This is a genomic window from Variovorax sp. CCNWLW186, from assembly GCF_037203865.1.
Lineage (GTDB): Bacteria > Pseudomonadota > Gammaproteobacteria > Burkholderiales > Burkholderiaceae_C > Variovorax.
Window position 1 is genome coordinate 73966 of sequence record NZ_JBBCBO010000019.1, and the last position, 15685, is coordinate 89650.

Consider the following 15685-nt stretch of genomic DNA (forward strand, 5'->3'; position numbering starts at 1 on the left):
ATTGCGCCGGTCCCGTCTCGCCGTTTCCTTTTTCTCTCTCCACCCTCCTACCCGGAGCGCGCCCATGTCCGAAGCACAAGCCTCTGCCCCCCTTGCCGCCGAAATCGAACAGCTGCTGCAGCGCCTGGGCGTGCCCCGCAGCGCCTACACCGGCGGCGAATTGACGGTGCGCTCGCCGGTGACGGGCGAGGTGATTGCACAGGTGCCGCAAACCACCCCGGCCGAAGCGACAGCCGCCATCGGCCAGGCGCATGAAGCGTTCAAGGCCTGGCGCAGCGTTCCGGCACCGCGCCGCGGCGAGCTGGTCCGGCTGCTGGGCGAAGAACTGCGCGCCGCCAAGGCCGACCTCGGACGCCTGGTCACGCTCGAGGCCGGCAAGATCCCGACCGAAGGCGCGGGCGAAGTGCAGGAAATGATCGATATCTGCGACTTCGCGGTCGGCCTCTCGCGCCAGCTCTATGGCCTGACGCTGGCCACCGAACGCGCCGAGCACCGCATGATGGAAACCTGGCATCCGCTGGGCGTGTGCGGCGTGATCTCGGCTTTCAACTTTCCAGTGGCCGTGTGGTCGTGGAACGCGGCCTTGGCATTGGTGTGCGGCGATCCGGTGGTGTGGAAGCCGTCGGAAAAAACGCCGCTCACCGCGCTGGCCACGCACGCCATCGCGCAGCGCGCCGTTGCGCGCTTTGGCGAAGACGCACCCGAGGGCCTGCTCGGCCTTCTGCTGGGCCAGCGGGATATCGGCGAAGTGCTCGTCGACGACCACCGCGTGCCGATTCTTTCGGCGACCGGTTCGACTGCGATGGGCAAGCAGGTGGGACCGAAGCTGGCCGCGCGTTTTGCGCGCGCCATTCTTGAACTCGGCGGCAACAACGCCGCCATCGTCACGCCGTCGGCCGACCTGGACCTTACGCTGCGTGCCATTGCGTTCTCGGCCATGGGCACGGCCGGCCAGCGCTGCACCACGCTGCGCCGGCTCTTCGTGCACGACAGCGTGTACGACGCGCTGGTGCCCAAGCTGGCCAAGGTGTACGGCAATGTGCGTGTGGGCGATCCGCGCGAGGCGGGCACGCTCGTCGGGCCGCTGATCGACCGCGCCGCGTTCGACGGCATGCAGAAAGCGCTTAGCGAAAGCCGCGAAATCGGCGCCACGGTGCATGGGGGCCAGCGCGTTGAAGGCATAGGCACGCAAGACGCCTTCTACGTGCGCCCCGCATTGGTGGAACTGAAGTCGCACGACGGCGCGGTGCTGCGCGAAACCTTTGCGCCCATTCTTTATGTGGTGCGCTACAGCAAGCTCGACGATGCCATCGAGTGGCACAACGCGGTGGGCGCGGGCCTGTCGTCGTCGATCTTCACGCTCAACGTGCGCGAGGCCGAGCGCTTCCTGTCGAGCGCAGGCTCCGACTGCGGCATTGCCAACGTCAACATCGGGCCGAGCGGTGCCGAGATCGGCGGTGCGTTCGGTGGCGAGAAAGAAACCGGCGGCGGCCGCGAAGCCGGCTCCGACAGCTGGAAGGCGTACATGCGCCGAGCGACGAACACCATCAACTATTCGACGGCATTGCCCCTTGCACAAGGCGTGACCTTCGATATCGGCGATTGATCACCCCAGGCCCTTGCTTTTGCCGCGCAGCGTTCGGCTGCGCCGGCAAGGCAGCGGCTGCCCGAGCCCAAGAAAACCATAGGAGACAGAGAAAATGAAGATGCAATCGAAAACCCTCGCCACCGCCGCAGCGCTGCTTGCGCTCGCATTCGGCGCTTCGGCGCAGCAAGCCCCCGCCGGCGGCACGCTCGACAAGATCAAGAGCAGCGGCAAGGCCGTGCTCGGCGTGCGCGAGGCCTCGCCGCCCATGGCCTACATGCTGGGCGCGAACGACAAATACGTGGGCTATCACGTCGAGCTTTGCGAGCGCGTGCTGAAGGACATCGCGCCTTCCGCCAAGCTCGAATACATGGCCGTTACCGCGCAGAACACCATTCCGCTGGTGCAGAACGGCACGCTGGACATCGGCTGCGGCCCCACCACGAACAACACCGCGCGCCAGCAGCAGGTGGCCTTTGCGCTCACCACGTATGTGAGTGAAGTGCGCATGGCGAGCAAGGTCGATTCAGGCATCACGTCGCTCGACCAGCTGGCCGGCCGCACCGTGTCGGCCTCCACCGGCACCACCGCCGTGCAGTTGCTGCGCAAGCGTGAGCGCGCGCAGAACACCACCATCAACACGATGCTCGGCAAGGACCACCTCGAGAGCTTCCTGCTGATGGAGTCGGGCCGCGCCGATGCCTTCGTGCTCGACGACAACCTGCTCGCCGGGATCATCGCGAACTCGAAGAACCCCACGGCCTATCGCATCACCGGCGAGGCTCTGGGCTCGGAGCCGATTGCGCTGTTGTTCCGCAAGGACGATCCGGCCTTCAAGGCCGCGGTGGACGATTCGCTGCGCAAGCTCATGAAGAGCGGCGAGCTCGAGAAAATCTACACCAAGTGGTTCGTCGCGCCGATTCCGCCAAAGAACACCAGCCTGAACCTGCCGATGAGCACGGCGCTGAAGCAGCTGATTGCCGAGCCCAACGACAAGCCGCTCGAGGCTTACGCCAAGTGATGTCCGCCGTGCTCGATTCCGCGCTTTCTTCGGCTTGCACGTTCGAGCCTGCGCAGCGCGTGCGCGCCATCGGCGTGTCGGAAATCCTGCGCATCACCGACCATGCCAATGCGTTGAAGCGCGCGGGCCGGCCGGTGATCGTGCTGGGCGCGGGCGAGCCGGACTTCAACACGCCCGAGCACATTCGCGCCGCCGCGGCCCGCGCCATGGAGCGTGGCGACACGCGCTACACCGTGCTCGACGGCAGCCCGGCCATGAAGACCGCGGTGCAGTTCAAGTTCAAGCGCGACAACGGACTGGACTTTGCGTTGAATGAAATCAGCGTGGGTGCGGGCGCCAAGCAGGTCATCTTCAACGCGTTGATGGCCAGCCTGAACCCGGGCGACGAGGTGATTCTGCCGGCGCCGTACTGGACCTCTTACGCCGACATCGTGCAGATCTGCGGCGGCGTGCCGGTTAGCGTGCCGTGCAGCGAGACGCAGGGCTTTCGGCTGGATGCCGCGCAACTCGAGGCGGCCATCACGCCGCGCACGCGCTGGCTCTTCTTGAACTCGCCATCGAACCCGAGTGGCGCGGCCTACAGTGCGGCGCAGCTCGCGCCGTTGTGCGAGGTGCTGCTGCGGCATCCGGCGGTGTGGGTGCTGGCGGACGACATCTATGAGCACATCCTCTATGACGGTCTCGCGTTTGCCACGCCGGCGGCCTTGGAGCCGCGGCTGCGCGAACGCACGCTCACCGTGAACGGCGTGTCGAAGGCCTATGCAATGACGGGCTGGCGCGTGGGCTACGGGGCAGGGCCGCGCGCGCTGATCGCGGCCATGGCGGTAGTGCAGAGCCAGTCGACCTCGTGCCCGTCGTCGGTGAGCCAGGCGGCCGCGATCGAGGCGCTCACGGGGCCGCAAGACATCGTGGCCGAGCGGCGCGACGACTTCCAGTCACGGCGCGACTTCGTGGTGGCCGCATTGAACCGCGCGCCGGGCCTGCATTGCCGCGTGCCCGAGGGCGCTTTCTATACTTTTTCCAGTTGCGCGGGCGTGCTCGGGCGACGCACGGCGAGCGGCGCCTTGCTGCAGACCGACAGCGACTTCTGCAGCTACCTGCTGCAGGATTACGAAGTGGCGGTGGTGCCGGGCAGCGTGTTCGGGCTGGCGCCGTATTTCCGTATTTCGTATGCGACGTCGATGGCGCAGCTCGAAGAGGCGTGTGCACGGATTGCCGCGGCATGCGAAGCTCTCACATGAATTCTCCCTCCCCTTCCGGGGGAGGGCAGGGGTGGGGGCAAGCGGCGCGTCTGTCACCGTCGGCGTGGTTGATGCCGTCTGCCCCCATCCCAACCTTCCCCCAGAAGGGGAAGGAGTAGATACCAAGACCTTCATTGCATTGGACACAGCATGACTTCTCCCCGCACCGGCGGCCAGATACTGGTCGACCAGCTCATCACCCACGGCGTCAAGCAGCTCTTCTGCGTGCCCGGCGAAAGCTTTCTGGCCGTGCTCGACGCGCTGCACGATGCCTCCATCGACGTGACGGTATGCCGCCAGGAAGGCGGCGCCGCGATGATGGCCGAGGCGCAGGGCAAGCTCACCGGCCAACCCGGCGTGTGCTTCGTCACGCGCGGGCCGGGCGCCACCAACGCGGCGGCCGGTGTGCACATTGCGCACCAGGATTCGACGCCGATGCTGCTCTTCGTCGGCCAGGTCGCGCGCGAGGCCCTCGGCCGCGAGGCGTTCCAGGAGCTGGACTACGGCGCGGTGTTCGGCACCATGGCCAAGTGGGTGGTGCAGATCGACGATCCGGCGCGCGTGCCCGAGCTGGTCTCGCGCGCCTTCCACGTCGCCACCTCGGGCCGGCCCGGGCCCGTGGTGATTGCGCTGCCCGAAGACATGCTGACCGAAGCCGCCACGGTGGCCGATGCGCAGCCGTACGCAGTGACCGAAACCCATCCCGGCGCAGCGCAGATCGCCGAACTGCAGCAGCGCTTGTCGCAGGCGCAGCGTCCCGTGGTCATCCTCGGCGGCAGCCGCTGGTCCGAAGCTGCGACGCAGCAGTTCGCCGGCTTTGCCGAGGCGTTCTCGCTGCCGGTGTACTGCTCGTTCCGCCGCCAGATGCTGCTGTCGGCCGAGCATCCCTGCTATGCGGGCGACCTGGGGCTGGGCGCGAATCCGCGCATGCTCGAACGCATCCGCAATGCCGACCTGGTACTGCTGGTCGGCGGTCGCATGTCGGAGGTGCCGTCGCAAGGCTATGAGCTGCTCGCCATTCCGCAGCCCAAGCAGGCGCTGGTGCATGTGCATGCCGATGCCGACGAGCTCGGCAAGCTCTACCGCCCGGCGCAGGGCATTCACGCCACGCCGCAGGCATTTGCCGACGCGGTGGCCGCATTGCGCCCGGCTTCACCGCCGGCTTGGCAGGCCGAGACGAAGACCGCGCGCGAGGACTTCCTGCGCTGGAGCGATCCGGCGCCGATCCGCATTCCGGGCCCGCTGCAGATGGGCGAGGTCATGCAGCACCTGCGCGAGGTGCTGCCGGCCGACACCATCTTCTGCAACGGCGCGGGCAATTTCGCGACATGGGTGCACCGCTTCTGGCCGTTCCGCGCGTTCGCGAGCCAGCTGGCGCCGACCAGCGGATCGATGGGCTATGGCCTGCCGGCCGGCGTGGGCGCCAAGCGCCTGTGGCCGCAGCGCGAGGTGGTGGTGTTTGCGGGCGACGGCGACTTCATGATGCATGGACAGGAGTTCGCCACCGCCGTGCAGTACGGGCTTCCGATCATCGTGGTGCTGCTCGACAACGCCATGTACGGCACCATCCGCATGCACCAGGAAAAGCACTATCCCGGCCGCGTGAGCGCCACGCAGCTCAAGAACCCCGACTTCCGCGGCTATGCCGAAGTGTTCGGCGGCCACGGCGAGCGCGTCACCCGCACGGAAGAGTTCGGCCCCGCGCTGGCCCGCGCTCGCGCGAGCGGCAAGCCCGCAATCCTGCATTGCCTGCTCGATCCCGAAGCCATCACGCCCGCGAGCACGCTGCAGTCCATCCGCAAGGCTGCGCTGGCGGCAAGCTGAGGCTGGAGGCGGTGTGATCCGTCAGCGGGTCCCGCCCACATAGCGCGCCAGCGGGTTCGGCGGATTGCCGTTAGACGCCCCACGCGCCGCCAGCCGTGCGGCGCGCGCCAACGGCTCCATGGCTTGTTCGAGGCGGGTGGCGAGCAGGTAGAGATCCTCGTCCTTGGTTTCCGCGGCATGTGCGCGCGTCATGCGCACGATCTCGGCGGCGTACTCGGCATTGGTGGCCATCCATTCGGTGTCGGTCACGCGCCCGTGCTTTCGCCGCAGCGCCACGTGCAGGCGCGCGGCAAGGGCAATGCGTTCGCTTTCGGACATGGACATGGCGCGGTCCCTCCACGGATGGCTCAATCGCTTGCGTGCACAAGTCGTGCCACCTTGGGGCCGCGTTGTTAACGCTCCGAAACACTTTTGTTTGCCAACAGGTCTTCGCAGGTAAGGCAAAGCGGGTAATTCCCAATGCACTGGCCCGGTGCACCGCCTAAAGTCTGCCCACTCGCGAACGGGCCAAGCTCGTGCTGCCGAGGGTCCGAGGAGACAAAATTCGGTCTACAAGAAAAATTCTTCAAGGCTTCCGTTCGAGAAGCCGTGTTTGAACTTGAAAGGCGCCGCTGGTCGGCGCCTTTTTTATTGCCCGGCGCAGCCCCTTCGCCTGTCGATTCCTGACTGGCGCAAGCGAGCTTGCAGGCCCGCCCTGCCTTTCATCGAAGCTCCTCTTTTGGTAGCGCCTCGGGTGCGACAATCCAGGCATGGAAATGCTGGTGGTCACGGGCGCTTCGCTGCTCGCAGGGTTTGTCGATTCGATCGTGGGCGGCGGCGGTTTGATCCTTGTGCCGGCGCTCTTCGCCGTGTTTCCGGGCGCGCCGCCGGCCACGTTGCTGGGCACCAACAAAAGCGCTTCTATTTGGGGCACGGGTGCCGCGGCCGCCCAGTTCAGCCAGCGGGTGCAGATGCGCTGGGGCGCTTTGTGGCCGGCCGCCCTGCTCGGATTCGCGGGGTCGATGCTCGGCGCCTGGGGCGTGACCCTGTTTCCGGGCGACTTCCTGCGGCGGGCGCTCCCCATCGTGCTGCTTGGCGTGCTGCTCTACACGCTGGCGCGCAAGGACCTGGGCCGCCACCACGTGCCGCGCTTCAGCGGCCGAGCCGAAACGCTGGCGGCCTGCGCCATCGGCCTGTCGATCGGCTTTTACGACGGCTTCTTCGGGCCCGGGGCGGGCAGCTTTCTCGTCTTTTTGTTCGTGCGCTGGATGGGCTACGACTTCCTGAATGCTTCTGCGTCGGCGAAGATCATCAACACGCTCACCAACGCCGCGGCCCTGCTGCTGCTCGCGCTCAAGGGGCATGTGTGGTGGCACTATGGGCTGGTGATGGCGGTGGCCAACGTGGCGGGCAGCCTGCTGGGCACGCGTGTTGCGCTGAAGCATGGAGCGGGCTTCGTGCGGGTGGTCTTCATCGTGGTGGTGAGCGCGCTCATCCTGAAGACCGCCTATGACGCATTCCTGAAATAGCACAACGAGAAAGTCTCATTCATGGCATTGCCAGAGTCCGCTGTACCCGTTGAACGCCCCGCAGCCGTCAGCTTCTGGCAGGCCTTCGCCTATTGGCTCAAGCTCGGCTTCATCAGCTTTGGCGGCCCGGCGGGGCAGATCGCGCTCATGCACCAGGAGCTGGTGGAGCGCCGGCGCTGGATCTCGGAAAAGCGCTTTCTGCATGCGCTCAACTACTGCATGCTGCTGCCCGGCCCCGAAGCGCAGCAGCTTGCCACCTACATCGGCTGGCTCATGCACCGCACCTGGGGCGGCCTTGCGGCGGGCGTGCTCTTCGTGCTGCCTTCGCTCTTCATCCTGATCGGGCTGTCATGGGCGTACATGGCCTACGGCCACGTGCCGGCGGTGGCGGGCTTGCTGTACGGCGTGAAGCCCGCGGTCACGGCCATCGTGCTGTTCGCGGCGTGGCGCATCGGCTCGCGGGTGCTCAAGAACCCATGGCTCTGGGCGATTGCCGTTGCCGCCTTTGTCGCGATCTTTGCGCTGCAGTTGCCGTTTCCGATCATCGTGCTGTCCGCAGGGGTCATCGGGTACTTAGGCAGCCGGTTCGCGCCGGCGTACTTCACGCCGGGCGGCGGGCACGGTGCCGCAGCGGGCTCGGCCGGCCCGGCGCTGATCGACGACGACATGCCCACGCCGCCGCACGCCCTTTTCAGCTGGGGCCGCTTCGCGCGCGTGCTTGCGGTGTTCTTCCTGCTGTGGCTCGGCGCGCTGGGCGCGCTCACGGCGCTGTACGGATGGAGCGGCGCGCTCACCCAGATGGGCTGGTTCTTCACCAAGGCGGCACTGCTGACCTTCGGCGGCGCCTATGCGGTGCTGCCCTATGTGTTCCAGGGCGCGGTCGACCACTACCACTGGCTTACCGCCACGCAGATGATCGACGGCCTCGCGCTCGGAGAAACCACGCCCGGCCCCTTGATCATGGTGGTGTCGTTCGTGGGCTTCGTCGGCGCGTGGGGCCAGGCGCTGTTCGGCCCCCATGCGCTGTTCGCGGCCGGCGTGGCGGGCGCGACGGTGGTGACCTTCTTCACCTTCCTGCCGTCGTTCCTGTTCATTCTGCTGGGTGGCCCCTTCATCGAGTCGACCCACGGCAACCTGAAGTTCACTGCCCCGCTCACCGCCATTACCGCGGCCGTGGTCGGCGTGATCGTCAACCTGGCGGTCTTCTTCGCCTACCACGTGCTCTGGCCGAAGGGCTTGCCAGGGCCCTTCGAATTTCCCTCCGCCGTCATCGGCGTTCTCGCAGCCATCGCGCTCTTTCGTTTCAAGGCCGGCGTGATTCCGGTGGTGCTCGCTTCCGCGTTGGCCGGCATGGCGTGGCAACTGCTCATGCGCTGACGGCTTGGGGTTGGCTTATTCCTCGACGAAGGCTTCTTCGCGTTTCGCCTTGATCGACGGCAATAGCACAATGCCGAGCAGCAACGCCGCCGCGACCAGCAAGCCCGCCGACAGCGGCCGCGTGACGAACACGCTCCAGGTGCCGCGCGACAGCAGCAGCGCGCGGCGCAGGTTTTCTTCCATCATCGGCCCGAGGATGAAGCCCAGCAGCAACGGCGCAGGCTCGGTCTTGAGCTTGATGAACAGGTAGCCGATGAAGCCGAAGGCCGCCACCATCCAGATGTCGAAGGTGTTGTTGTTGGTCGAGTACACGCCAATCGCGCAGAACAGCACGATGGCAGGGAACAGGAACTTGTAAGGCACCGTCAGGAGCTTGATCCACATGCCGATCAGCGGCAGGTTCAGCACGATCAGCATCGCGTTGCCGATCCACATCGAGGCGATCAGCCCCCAGAACAGTTCCGGGTTGCTGGTCATCACCTGCGGGCCCGGCTGGATGTTGTGGATGGTCATCGCGCCCACCATCAGCGCCATGACCGCGTTGGGCGGAATGCCCAGCGTGAGCAGCGGAATGAACGAGGTCTGCGCGCCCGCGTTGTTCGCCGATTCAGGCGATGCCACGCCGCGGATGTTGCCCTTGCCAAAGGGCACTTCGCCCGGGCGCATCTTGATCTTCTTCTCGAGCGCATAGGCCGCAAAGGCCGCCAGCAGCGCGCCGCCGCCGGGCAGGATGCCGAGCGCCGAACCCAGCGCCGTGCCGCGCAGCACCGCGGGCGTCATGCGCTTGAAGTCGTCCTTGGTGGGCCACAGGCCCTTCACCTTGTGCGTGAACACCTCGCGCTCGTCGTCGGGCTGCGAGAGGTTGCCGATGATTTCGCCATAGCCGAACACGCCCATGGCAATCACCACGAAGCCGATGCCATCGGTGAGCTCGGGGATGTCGAAGCTGAAACGCGCCACGCCCGAATTGACGTCGGTGCCGACGATACCGAGCAGCAGGCCGAGCACGATCATGGCCACCGCCTTGAGCAGCGAACCCGAGGCCAGCACCACGGCGCCGATGAGGCCCAGCGTCATCAACGAGAAGTACTCGGCCGGGCCGAACTTGAAGGCCAGCTCGGTGAGCGGCGGCGCAAAGGCAGCCAGGATCAGCGTACCCACGCAACCCGCAAAGAACGACCCCAGGCCCGCCGCGGCGAGCGCGGGCCCCGCGCGGCCCTGCCTTGCCATTTGGTATCCGTCGATGCAGGTGACCACGGAGGACGATTCCCCGGGCAGGTTCACCAGGATCGCAGTGGTCGAGCCGCCGTATTGCGCGCCGTAGTAGATGCCTGCCAGCATGATCAGTGCCGATACGGGCGGCAGCGCATACGTTGCGGGCAGCAGCATCGCGATGGTCGCAACCGGACCGATGCCCGGCAGCACGCCGATCAGCGTGCCCAGGATGCATCCGACCAGGCAATACAGCAGGTTGGTGAAAGTGAAGGCGACGCCGAAGCCGGTCGCAAGGTTGTGGAACAGTTCCATGGCGGTGTGCTCCTCAACCCGAAATGAAAGTAGGCCAGACCTGGATCTGCAGCTTCAGCGCCCAGATGAAGGCCACGTAGCTGCCGGCCGCCAGGATGGTGGAGAGCACCAGCACGTCGCGCAGCTTGAAGTGTTCGCCCGCCATGCTCGAGATGATGGTGAGCGCGTAGATCGCGACGATCATCCCCATGGCGGGAAGGCCGATGCTCGGCAGTCCGCCGAGCAGCACGCCGAAGGCCAGGTTGGCGCCCAGCACGAAGGCCAGCGGCTTCCAGGCCCATTTGCCGATCGGGTCGCCGCCGGCGGTTTCGACCACCATGGCCTGGAACATGATGGCCCCGCCGAGCACCGCCAGCAAAATGCCCAGCATCAGCGGAAAGTAGCCGGGGCCCATGCGGGCCCCGTCTCCGATGGTGTAGGTGGTGGCGCCAATGGCGAAAGCGCCGCCGACACTTGTGAACATGACTCCTGAAAAGAAGTCAGCCTGACTCTTTATGCGCATTGTCTCGACCCTCTTGATTGGACGGGTGAGGGTCGTCGCCCGCGGCTGACCTTGGGCTGACCGGCGCGGTAAGGACAAATGCGTACAAGGGTGCCCAGGCCTTGCGCGGAGCTCAGGCGGAGCGTGGGGCGCAGAAACGAAAAAAGCTCCCGAAGGAGCTTTTTTATTTGAGAGCGAGGTCTCGGGGGAAGGGCTTAGTAGCCGCCGCGACCACCGCCGCCGCCGCCATAGCCACCGCCACCACCGCTGCGGCCACCGCCGCCACCACCGTAGCCGCCGCCGCCACCACCGCCGTAACCACCACCGCCGCCGCCGCCGTAGCCGCCGCCACCACCGGTACGGGGGGGACGAGCTTCCATCGGACGTGCTTCGTTCACGGTCAGGGCGCGGCCCTGGAGCGAATGGCCGTTCATGGCTTCAACGGCTGCCAGCGCTTCAGCGTCGGTGCCCATTTCCACGAAGCCGAAGCCCTTGGAGCGGCCGGTGTCGCGTTCCATCATGACCTTGGCGCTGACGATCGAGCCGAACTCGCCGAAAGCCTGTTCCAGGTCGTTGTCACGCACAGAGTAGGCGAGGTTGCCTACGTAGAGTTTCTTGCCCATTGAGGGACTCCTAATTCAAACCAACAAAACAAAGCGATGGAGTCCCAGAATCACAACAAACAAATGCGCTGTGGCGCGAAACTGACCGATCACCGAATTACGTGCACGGGAGGCAAGCTCACAGACACGTAGGCACGATTATCAATGCGATCTGGAAAAAGGGTGATGAAATTCGCTCTTCTTACGAAACATCACGCCTTGGAGGGCGGTTTCGCAACGGTTGCAGAAGGCCGGAGAGCCCGTTGTGGTCTATTTCATGCATCAAATGGAGCAGCCGCCCGATTTCACCTGCGGGAAAACCCTCGCGTGCGAACCAATTCAGATAATTGCCGGGTAAATCCGCAATCAAGGTGCCCTTGTGCTTGCCGAAAGGCATTTCGAGCGTGACGAGGCGCTGCAGGTCTTCGGGTTTCATGAGGTTCAGCCCCCGGCGCGCTTGACCACGTGGCCTTGCTTTGTGAGGGCCGCGATCACCAGTTCGCGGTGGTCGCCCTGGATTTCGATGGTGCCGTCCTTCACCGTGCCGCCCGTGCCGCAGGCCGTCTTGAGCTGCTTGCCCGTGGCCGCGAGCGCGGCCGCATCGAGCGCCAAGCCCTTGACCACCGTCACGCCCTTGCCTTTGCGGCCCTTGGTCTCGTGCGATACACGCACAATGCCGTCAGTGGCCGGAACGCGCGCCTTGAGCTCCTTGCAGCGGCACTGCGCAATCGGCGCGCGGCACTCGGGGCACATGCGGCCTCCGGCTTCGGTGGAATACACCAGGGCTGTGGACTGATTGCTCTTCATCGTCATTCGGTCGATCTCTTCTTCAACGCTTCGGTTCCTGTTGGTTCCCGGTTCATCTTTCTCTGTCTGCTCACATGCCATTCGACTCACTGGGCCTGGCCCCCGCGCTCGTGCAGGCTGCCGCCGAAAGCGGCTATGCCGCCCCGACCGCCATCCAGGCCGCGGCCATTCCCGCAATTCTGCAAGGCCGCGACGTGCGGGGCTCGGCGCAGACCGGCTCCGGCAAGACCGCCGCATTTTCCCTGCCGCTGCTGCAGCGCCTGGCGGCCGAACGTGCCACGTCGCCGCGCCGCGTGCGCGCGCTGGTGCTCGTGCCCACGCGCGAACTCGCCGCCCAAGTGGGCGAAACCATGCGCAGCCTTGCGCAGCACCTGCCCGAGCGGCTCAAGATCGCGATTGCCTTCGGCGGCGTGTCGATCAACCCGCAGATGATGAGCCTGCGCGGCGGCGCCGACATCGTGGTGGCCACGCCGGGCCGGTTGCTCGACCTGGTGGACCACAACGCGCTCAAGCTCAATGCGGTTTCCATGCTCGTGCTCGACGAGGCCGACCGGCTGTTCGACCTTGGCTTTGCCGAGGAGCTGGGCCGCATCCTCGCGCTGCTGCCGGCGCAGCGTCAGAACCTGCTGTTCTCGGCCACCTTCCCGGCCGCCATCCAGGCGCTGGCCGACAGCGCGCTGCGCGACCCGGCGGTGATCGACGTGCAGGGCGAGCCCGGCACCGAGCCCGCCATCGTGCAGCGCGTGATCGAGGTCGACGCCAACCGCCGCACGCAGCTGCTTCGTCACTTGCTGAAGGAGAACGAGTGGGACCGCGTGCTGGTCTTCGTCGCCACGCAGCATGCGGCCCAGACCGTGGCCGAGAAGCTCTACAAGAACGGTGTCTATGCGGTGCCCTTCCACGGAGACATTGCACAGGGCACGCGCGCCGGCATCCTCGCGCAGTTCAAGGAGAGCCGCTGGGACGTGGTGATTGCCACCGACCTGGCCGCACGCGGCATCGACATTGCACAGCTGCCGGTCGTCATCAACTACGACCTGCCGCGCTCGCCCACCGACTACATCCACCGCATCGGCCGCACCGGCCGTGCCGGCGAAAGCGGGCTGGCGATCAGCTTTGTGAGCGCTGCGACCGAGGCGCACTTTCGCCTGATCGAAAAACGCCAGGGCCTCAGCCTCCCACGCGAACGCATCGAAGGCTTCGAGCCGACTGAAGCCCCCGTGCCGATGGTCGATGCCTCGGGCACCGGCGGCATCAAGGGCAAGCGGCCGAGCAAGAAGGACAAGCTGCGTGCCGCAAACGCACTGGCCGCGACGCGGCAGGGCGACGGCGAGCAGAACGACTGAAGCCCCGGGGCCTAAAGCCAGCCCAGCTGCCGCGCAGCCAGCTCCTTCATGATCTCTTCGGCGCCGCCGCCGATCATCATCACCTTCACTTCGCGGTAGATGCGTTCACTGACGGTGCCGCGCATGAAACCCATGCCGCCCAGGATCTGCACGGCCTGGTCGGCACAGAACTGCATGGTTTGCGTCGCGTGATTCTTGAGCATGCAAACCTGCGCGACCCACTCGGGCGCGTTGAAGCGGCCCTCCGCTTCGCACGCATCGCCTTGCGCTGATACAGCCTCGATCCAAGTCTCGGTGGACGCAATGCGCATCTGCATGTCGACCAGCTTGTGGCGCACCGCCTGGTGCTCGATGAGCGCGGCGCCGAAGGTCTTGCGCTCCTGAGACCAGGCCAGCGCCTCGTCGAGGCAGGCCTGCGCAAAGCCGAGTGCGCCCGCCGCCAGCCCGATGCGTTCGCCGTTGAAGTTGCCCATGACCATGCGAAAGCCCGCGCCTTCGCTGCCGAGCAGGTAGCGTGCAGGCACGCGCACGTTGTCGAAGTGCAGTTGCGCGGTGTCGGAGCACAGCCAGCCCATCTTCGCGAGGCGAGTGCGCGTGAGGCCGGGTGTGTCGCCGGGCACCAGCAGCATCGAGATGCCGCGGGCGCCGCGCTCTTCGCCGGTGCGCACCGCCACCGTGATCCAGTCGGCCCGCATGCCCGAGGTGATGAAGGTCTTTTCGCCGTTCACCACGTAGTGTTCGCCGTCGCGGTGCGCCGTGGTGTGCAGCGCCGCCACGTCGGAACCACCGCCGGGCTCGGTGATGGCGAGCGCGGCGATCTTCTCGCCGCGCAGCACCGGCGGCACGACCTCGCCGCACACCGCGTCGCTTGCATGCAGCACCACCGGCGGCAGGCCGATGTTGTGCGAGAACAGGCTGGCGAGCACGCCGCCGCTCTTGCCGTGGCGCGCGAGCGCGATCCACGCCGGCAGCTTGAGTGCATAGGACGCCGGTGTGCCGCCCAGCGACTCGGGGTAGCCGAGGCCCAGCAAACCCAGCTCCGCCGCACGCGCATACAGCGCGCGGGGAAACTCGCCCGCGTCTTCCCAGGCCTGCACGTGCGGCGCGATCTCGTCTTCGGCAAAGCGCCGCACCGTGTCGGCGAGGGCCGCGCGGTCGGCTTGCAGTTCGGCGTCCATGTGCGCTTCAGCCGCGCGGTGGTCGCTTGGCGATGCCCATCGTCTTGGCGAGGATGCCGAGCATCACCTCGTCCGCGCCCCCGCCGATCGAGCCGAGACGCCCGTCGCGGTAAAGGCGCGAGACGCGGTTCTCGAGCGTGAAGCCCATACCGCCCCAGAACTGCAGGCAGGTGTCGGCCACCTGCCGCGTGAGCCGGCCGGTCTTGAGCTTGGCCATCGATGCCAGCTCGAGCACGTCCTGGCCCTGCACATGCAGGTCGCAGGCGCGGTAGGTGAGGGCGCGCAGCGCCTCCACTTCGGTCTTGAGCTCGGCGAGCTTGAACTGCACCCACTGCTGGTCGGCCAGCGTGGCGCCGAACATCTTGCGCTCCTGCGCCCATCCGATGGTCTGCGCAATGCAGTCTTCCATCGGTTGGAGCGAGCTCGCGGCAGCCCACAGCCGCTCTTCCTGGAACTGCTGCATCTGATAGACGAAGCCCTGTCCTTCCTCGCCGATGCGATAGCGCTGGGGCACGCGCACGTTGTCGAAGTAGATGAGCCCCGTGTCGCTCGAGTGCATGCCGATCTTGCGGATTTTGTTCGCCTTCTCGATGCCGGGGCTGCCCATCGGCACCATCACGAGCGACTTGTTGCGATGCACGGGTCCATCGCCGGTGTTGACCAGCATGCACATCCAGTCGGCTTGCAGGCTGTTGGTGATCCACATCTTCTGGCCGCTGATGAGGTAGTCGCCGCCGTCCTTGCGCGCATGGCTCTTCAGGCCCGCCACGTCGCTGCCCGCGCCGGGCTCGCTCACGCCGATGCAGCCGACCATGTCGCCCGCGATGGCAGGTGCCAGGAACTCGCGCCGCAGTTCGTCGCTGCCGAAGCGCGCGAGCGCGGGCGTGCACATGTCCGTCTGCACGCCAATCGCCATCGGCACGCCGCCGCAGTTCACGTGCCCCAGCGCCTCGGCCATGGCCATCGCATACGAATAGTCGAGCCCGGCGCCGCCGAAGGCTTCGGGCTTGTTCAGGCCCAGCATGCCCAGGTTGCCGAGCTTCTTGAAGACCTCGTGCGCGGGAAAAATCTCGGCTTCTTCCCATGCGTCGACATGCGGATTGATCTCTTCGTCGATGAAGCGGCGCAGCGTCTTTTGAATCTCGAGGTGCTCGTGGGTGTACTGCATGCGGTTGTCTCCAGTCAGTC

Annotated in this window: 15 protein-coding genes; 7 read left to right on the top strand and 8 right to left on the bottom strand. The window is 66.3% G+C overall.

Annotation, left to right across the window (positions count from 1 at the left end; genetic code table 11):
- Positions 1–64: 64 nt before the first annotated feature.
- The 4 genes from amaB to V9K97_RS20625 all read left to right on the top strand — a co-directional run bounded on the left by amaB (position 65) and on the right by V9K97_RS20625 (position 5671).
- Positions 65–1606, top strand: a complete 1542-nt coding sequence (gene amaB / locus V9K97_RS20610; protein ID WP_337320300.1) for an L-piperidine-6-carboxylate dehydrogenase — start codon at positions 65–67, stop codon at positions 1604–1606.
- 94 nt (positions 1607–1700) lie between these two features.
- On the top strand, positions 1701–2606 hold the full coding sequence (locus tag V9K97_RS20615; RefSeq protein WP_337320302.1) for an amino acid ABC transporter substrate-binding protein: 906 nt from the start codon (positions 1701–1703) through the stop codon (positions 2604–2606).
- The gene (locus V9K97_RS20620) at positions 2606–3847 is read left to right on the top strand and encodes a pyridoxal phosphate-dependent aminotransferase (RefSeq protein ID WP_337320304.1); all 1242 of its coding nucleotides are present in this window, start codon (positions 2606–2608) and stop codon (positions 3845–3847) included. The genes V9K97_RS20615 and V9K97_RS20620 overlap by 1 nt, the downstream gene beginning before the upstream one ends.
- A 150-nt stretch (positions 3848–3997) precedes the next feature.
- Positions 3998–5671, top strand: a complete 1674-nt coding sequence (locus V9K97_RS20625; protein ID WP_337320306.1) for a thiamine pyrophosphate-binding protein — start codon at positions 3998–4000, stop codon at positions 5669–5671.
- Between the two features lie 21 nt (positions 5672–5692).
- Here the strand turns inward: V9K97_RS20625 and V9K97_RS20630 are convergent, their stop codons facing one another.
- Entirely contained in the window at positions 5693–5995 is a 303-nt protein-coding gene (locus V9K97_RS20630; RefSeq protein ID WP_337320308.1) for a hypothetical protein, read from the bottom strand.
- 425 nt (positions 5996–6420) lie between these two features.
- Between V9K97_RS20630 and V9K97_RS20635 the strand changes: the two genes are divergently transcribed.
- Positions 6421–7179: a TSUP family transporter gene (locus V9K97_RS20635; protein ID WP_337320309.1), complete on the top strand. Its 759-nt coding sequence runs from the start codon at positions 6421–6423 to the stop codon at positions 7177–7179.
- A 21-nt stretch (positions 7180–7200) separates the two neighbouring features.
- On the top strand, positions 7201–8556 hold the full coding sequence (gene chrA, locus V9K97_RS20640) for a chromate efflux transporter (protein WP_337320311.1): 1356 nt from the start codon (positions 7201–7203) through the stop codon (positions 8554–8556).
- Between the two features lie 15 nt (positions 8557–8571).
- On the opposite strand, the gene V9K97_RS20645 is transcribed toward chrA, so the two are convergent.
- The 5 genes from V9K97_RS20645 to V9K97_RS20665 all read right to left on the bottom strand — a co-directional run bounded on the left by V9K97_RS20645 (position 8572) and on the right by V9K97_RS20665 (position 11973).
- Positions 8572–10083 carry a tripartite tricarboxylate transporter permease gene (locus V9K97_RS20645; protein WP_337310139.1) on the bottom strand — a complete coding sequence of 504 codons (1512 nt, stop codon included), beginning with the start codon at positions 10081–10083 and terminating at the stop codon, positions 8572–8574.
- A 13-nt stretch (positions 10084–10096) separates the two neighbouring features.
- Positions 10097–10585 carry a tripartite tricarboxylate transporter TctB family protein gene (locus tag V9K97_RS20650; RefSeq protein WP_126747806.1) on the bottom strand — a complete coding sequence of 163 codons (489 nt, stop codon included), beginning with the start codon at positions 10583–10585 and terminating at the stop codon, positions 10097–10099.
- A gap of 194 nt (positions 10586–10779) precedes the next feature.
- Positions 10780–11187, bottom strand: a complete 408-nt coding sequence (locus tag V9K97_RS20655) for an RNA recognition motif domain-containing protein (protein ID WP_157611529.1) — start codon at positions 11185–11187, stop codon at positions 10780–10782.
- 181 nt (positions 11188–11368) lie between these two features.
- A complete protein-coding gene (locus V9K97_RS20660) occupies positions 11369–11602 on the bottom strand; it encodes a DUF3820 family protein (RefSeq protein WP_126747804.1) in 234 nt (77 codons plus the stop codon).
- Positions 11603–11607: 5 nt separating this feature from the next.
- Positions 11608–11973 (bottom strand): translation initiation factor Sui1, encoded by a 366-nt coding sequence (locus tag V9K97_RS20665; RefSeq protein ID WP_337320349.1) that lies wholly within the window; start codon positions 11971–11973, stop codon positions 11608–11610.
- A 74-nt stretch (positions 11974–12047) separates the two neighbouring features.
- Between V9K97_RS20665 and V9K97_RS20670 the strand changes: the two genes are divergently transcribed.
- Positions 12048–13319 (top strand): DEAD/DEAH box helicase, encoded by a 1272-nt coding sequence (locus tag V9K97_RS20670; protein WP_337320315.1) that lies wholly within the window; start codon positions 12048–12050, stop codon positions 13317–13319.
- 11 nt (positions 13320–13330) lie between these two features.
- Here V9K97_RS20670 and V9K97_RS20675 read toward each other — a convergent pair whose 3' ends face one another.
- Positions 13331–14497 (bottom strand): acyl-CoA dehydrogenase family protein, encoded by a 1167-nt coding sequence (locus V9K97_RS20675; RefSeq protein WP_337320317.1) that lies wholly within the window; start codon positions 14495–14497, stop codon positions 13331–13333.
- A gap of 7 nt (positions 14498–14504) precedes the next feature.
- On the bottom strand, positions 14505–15665 hold the full coding sequence (locus V9K97_RS20680; protein WP_337320319.1) for an acyl-CoA dehydrogenase family protein: 1161 nt from the start codon (positions 15663–15665) through the stop codon (positions 14505–14507).
- Positions 15666–15685: the final 20 nt, after the last annotated feature.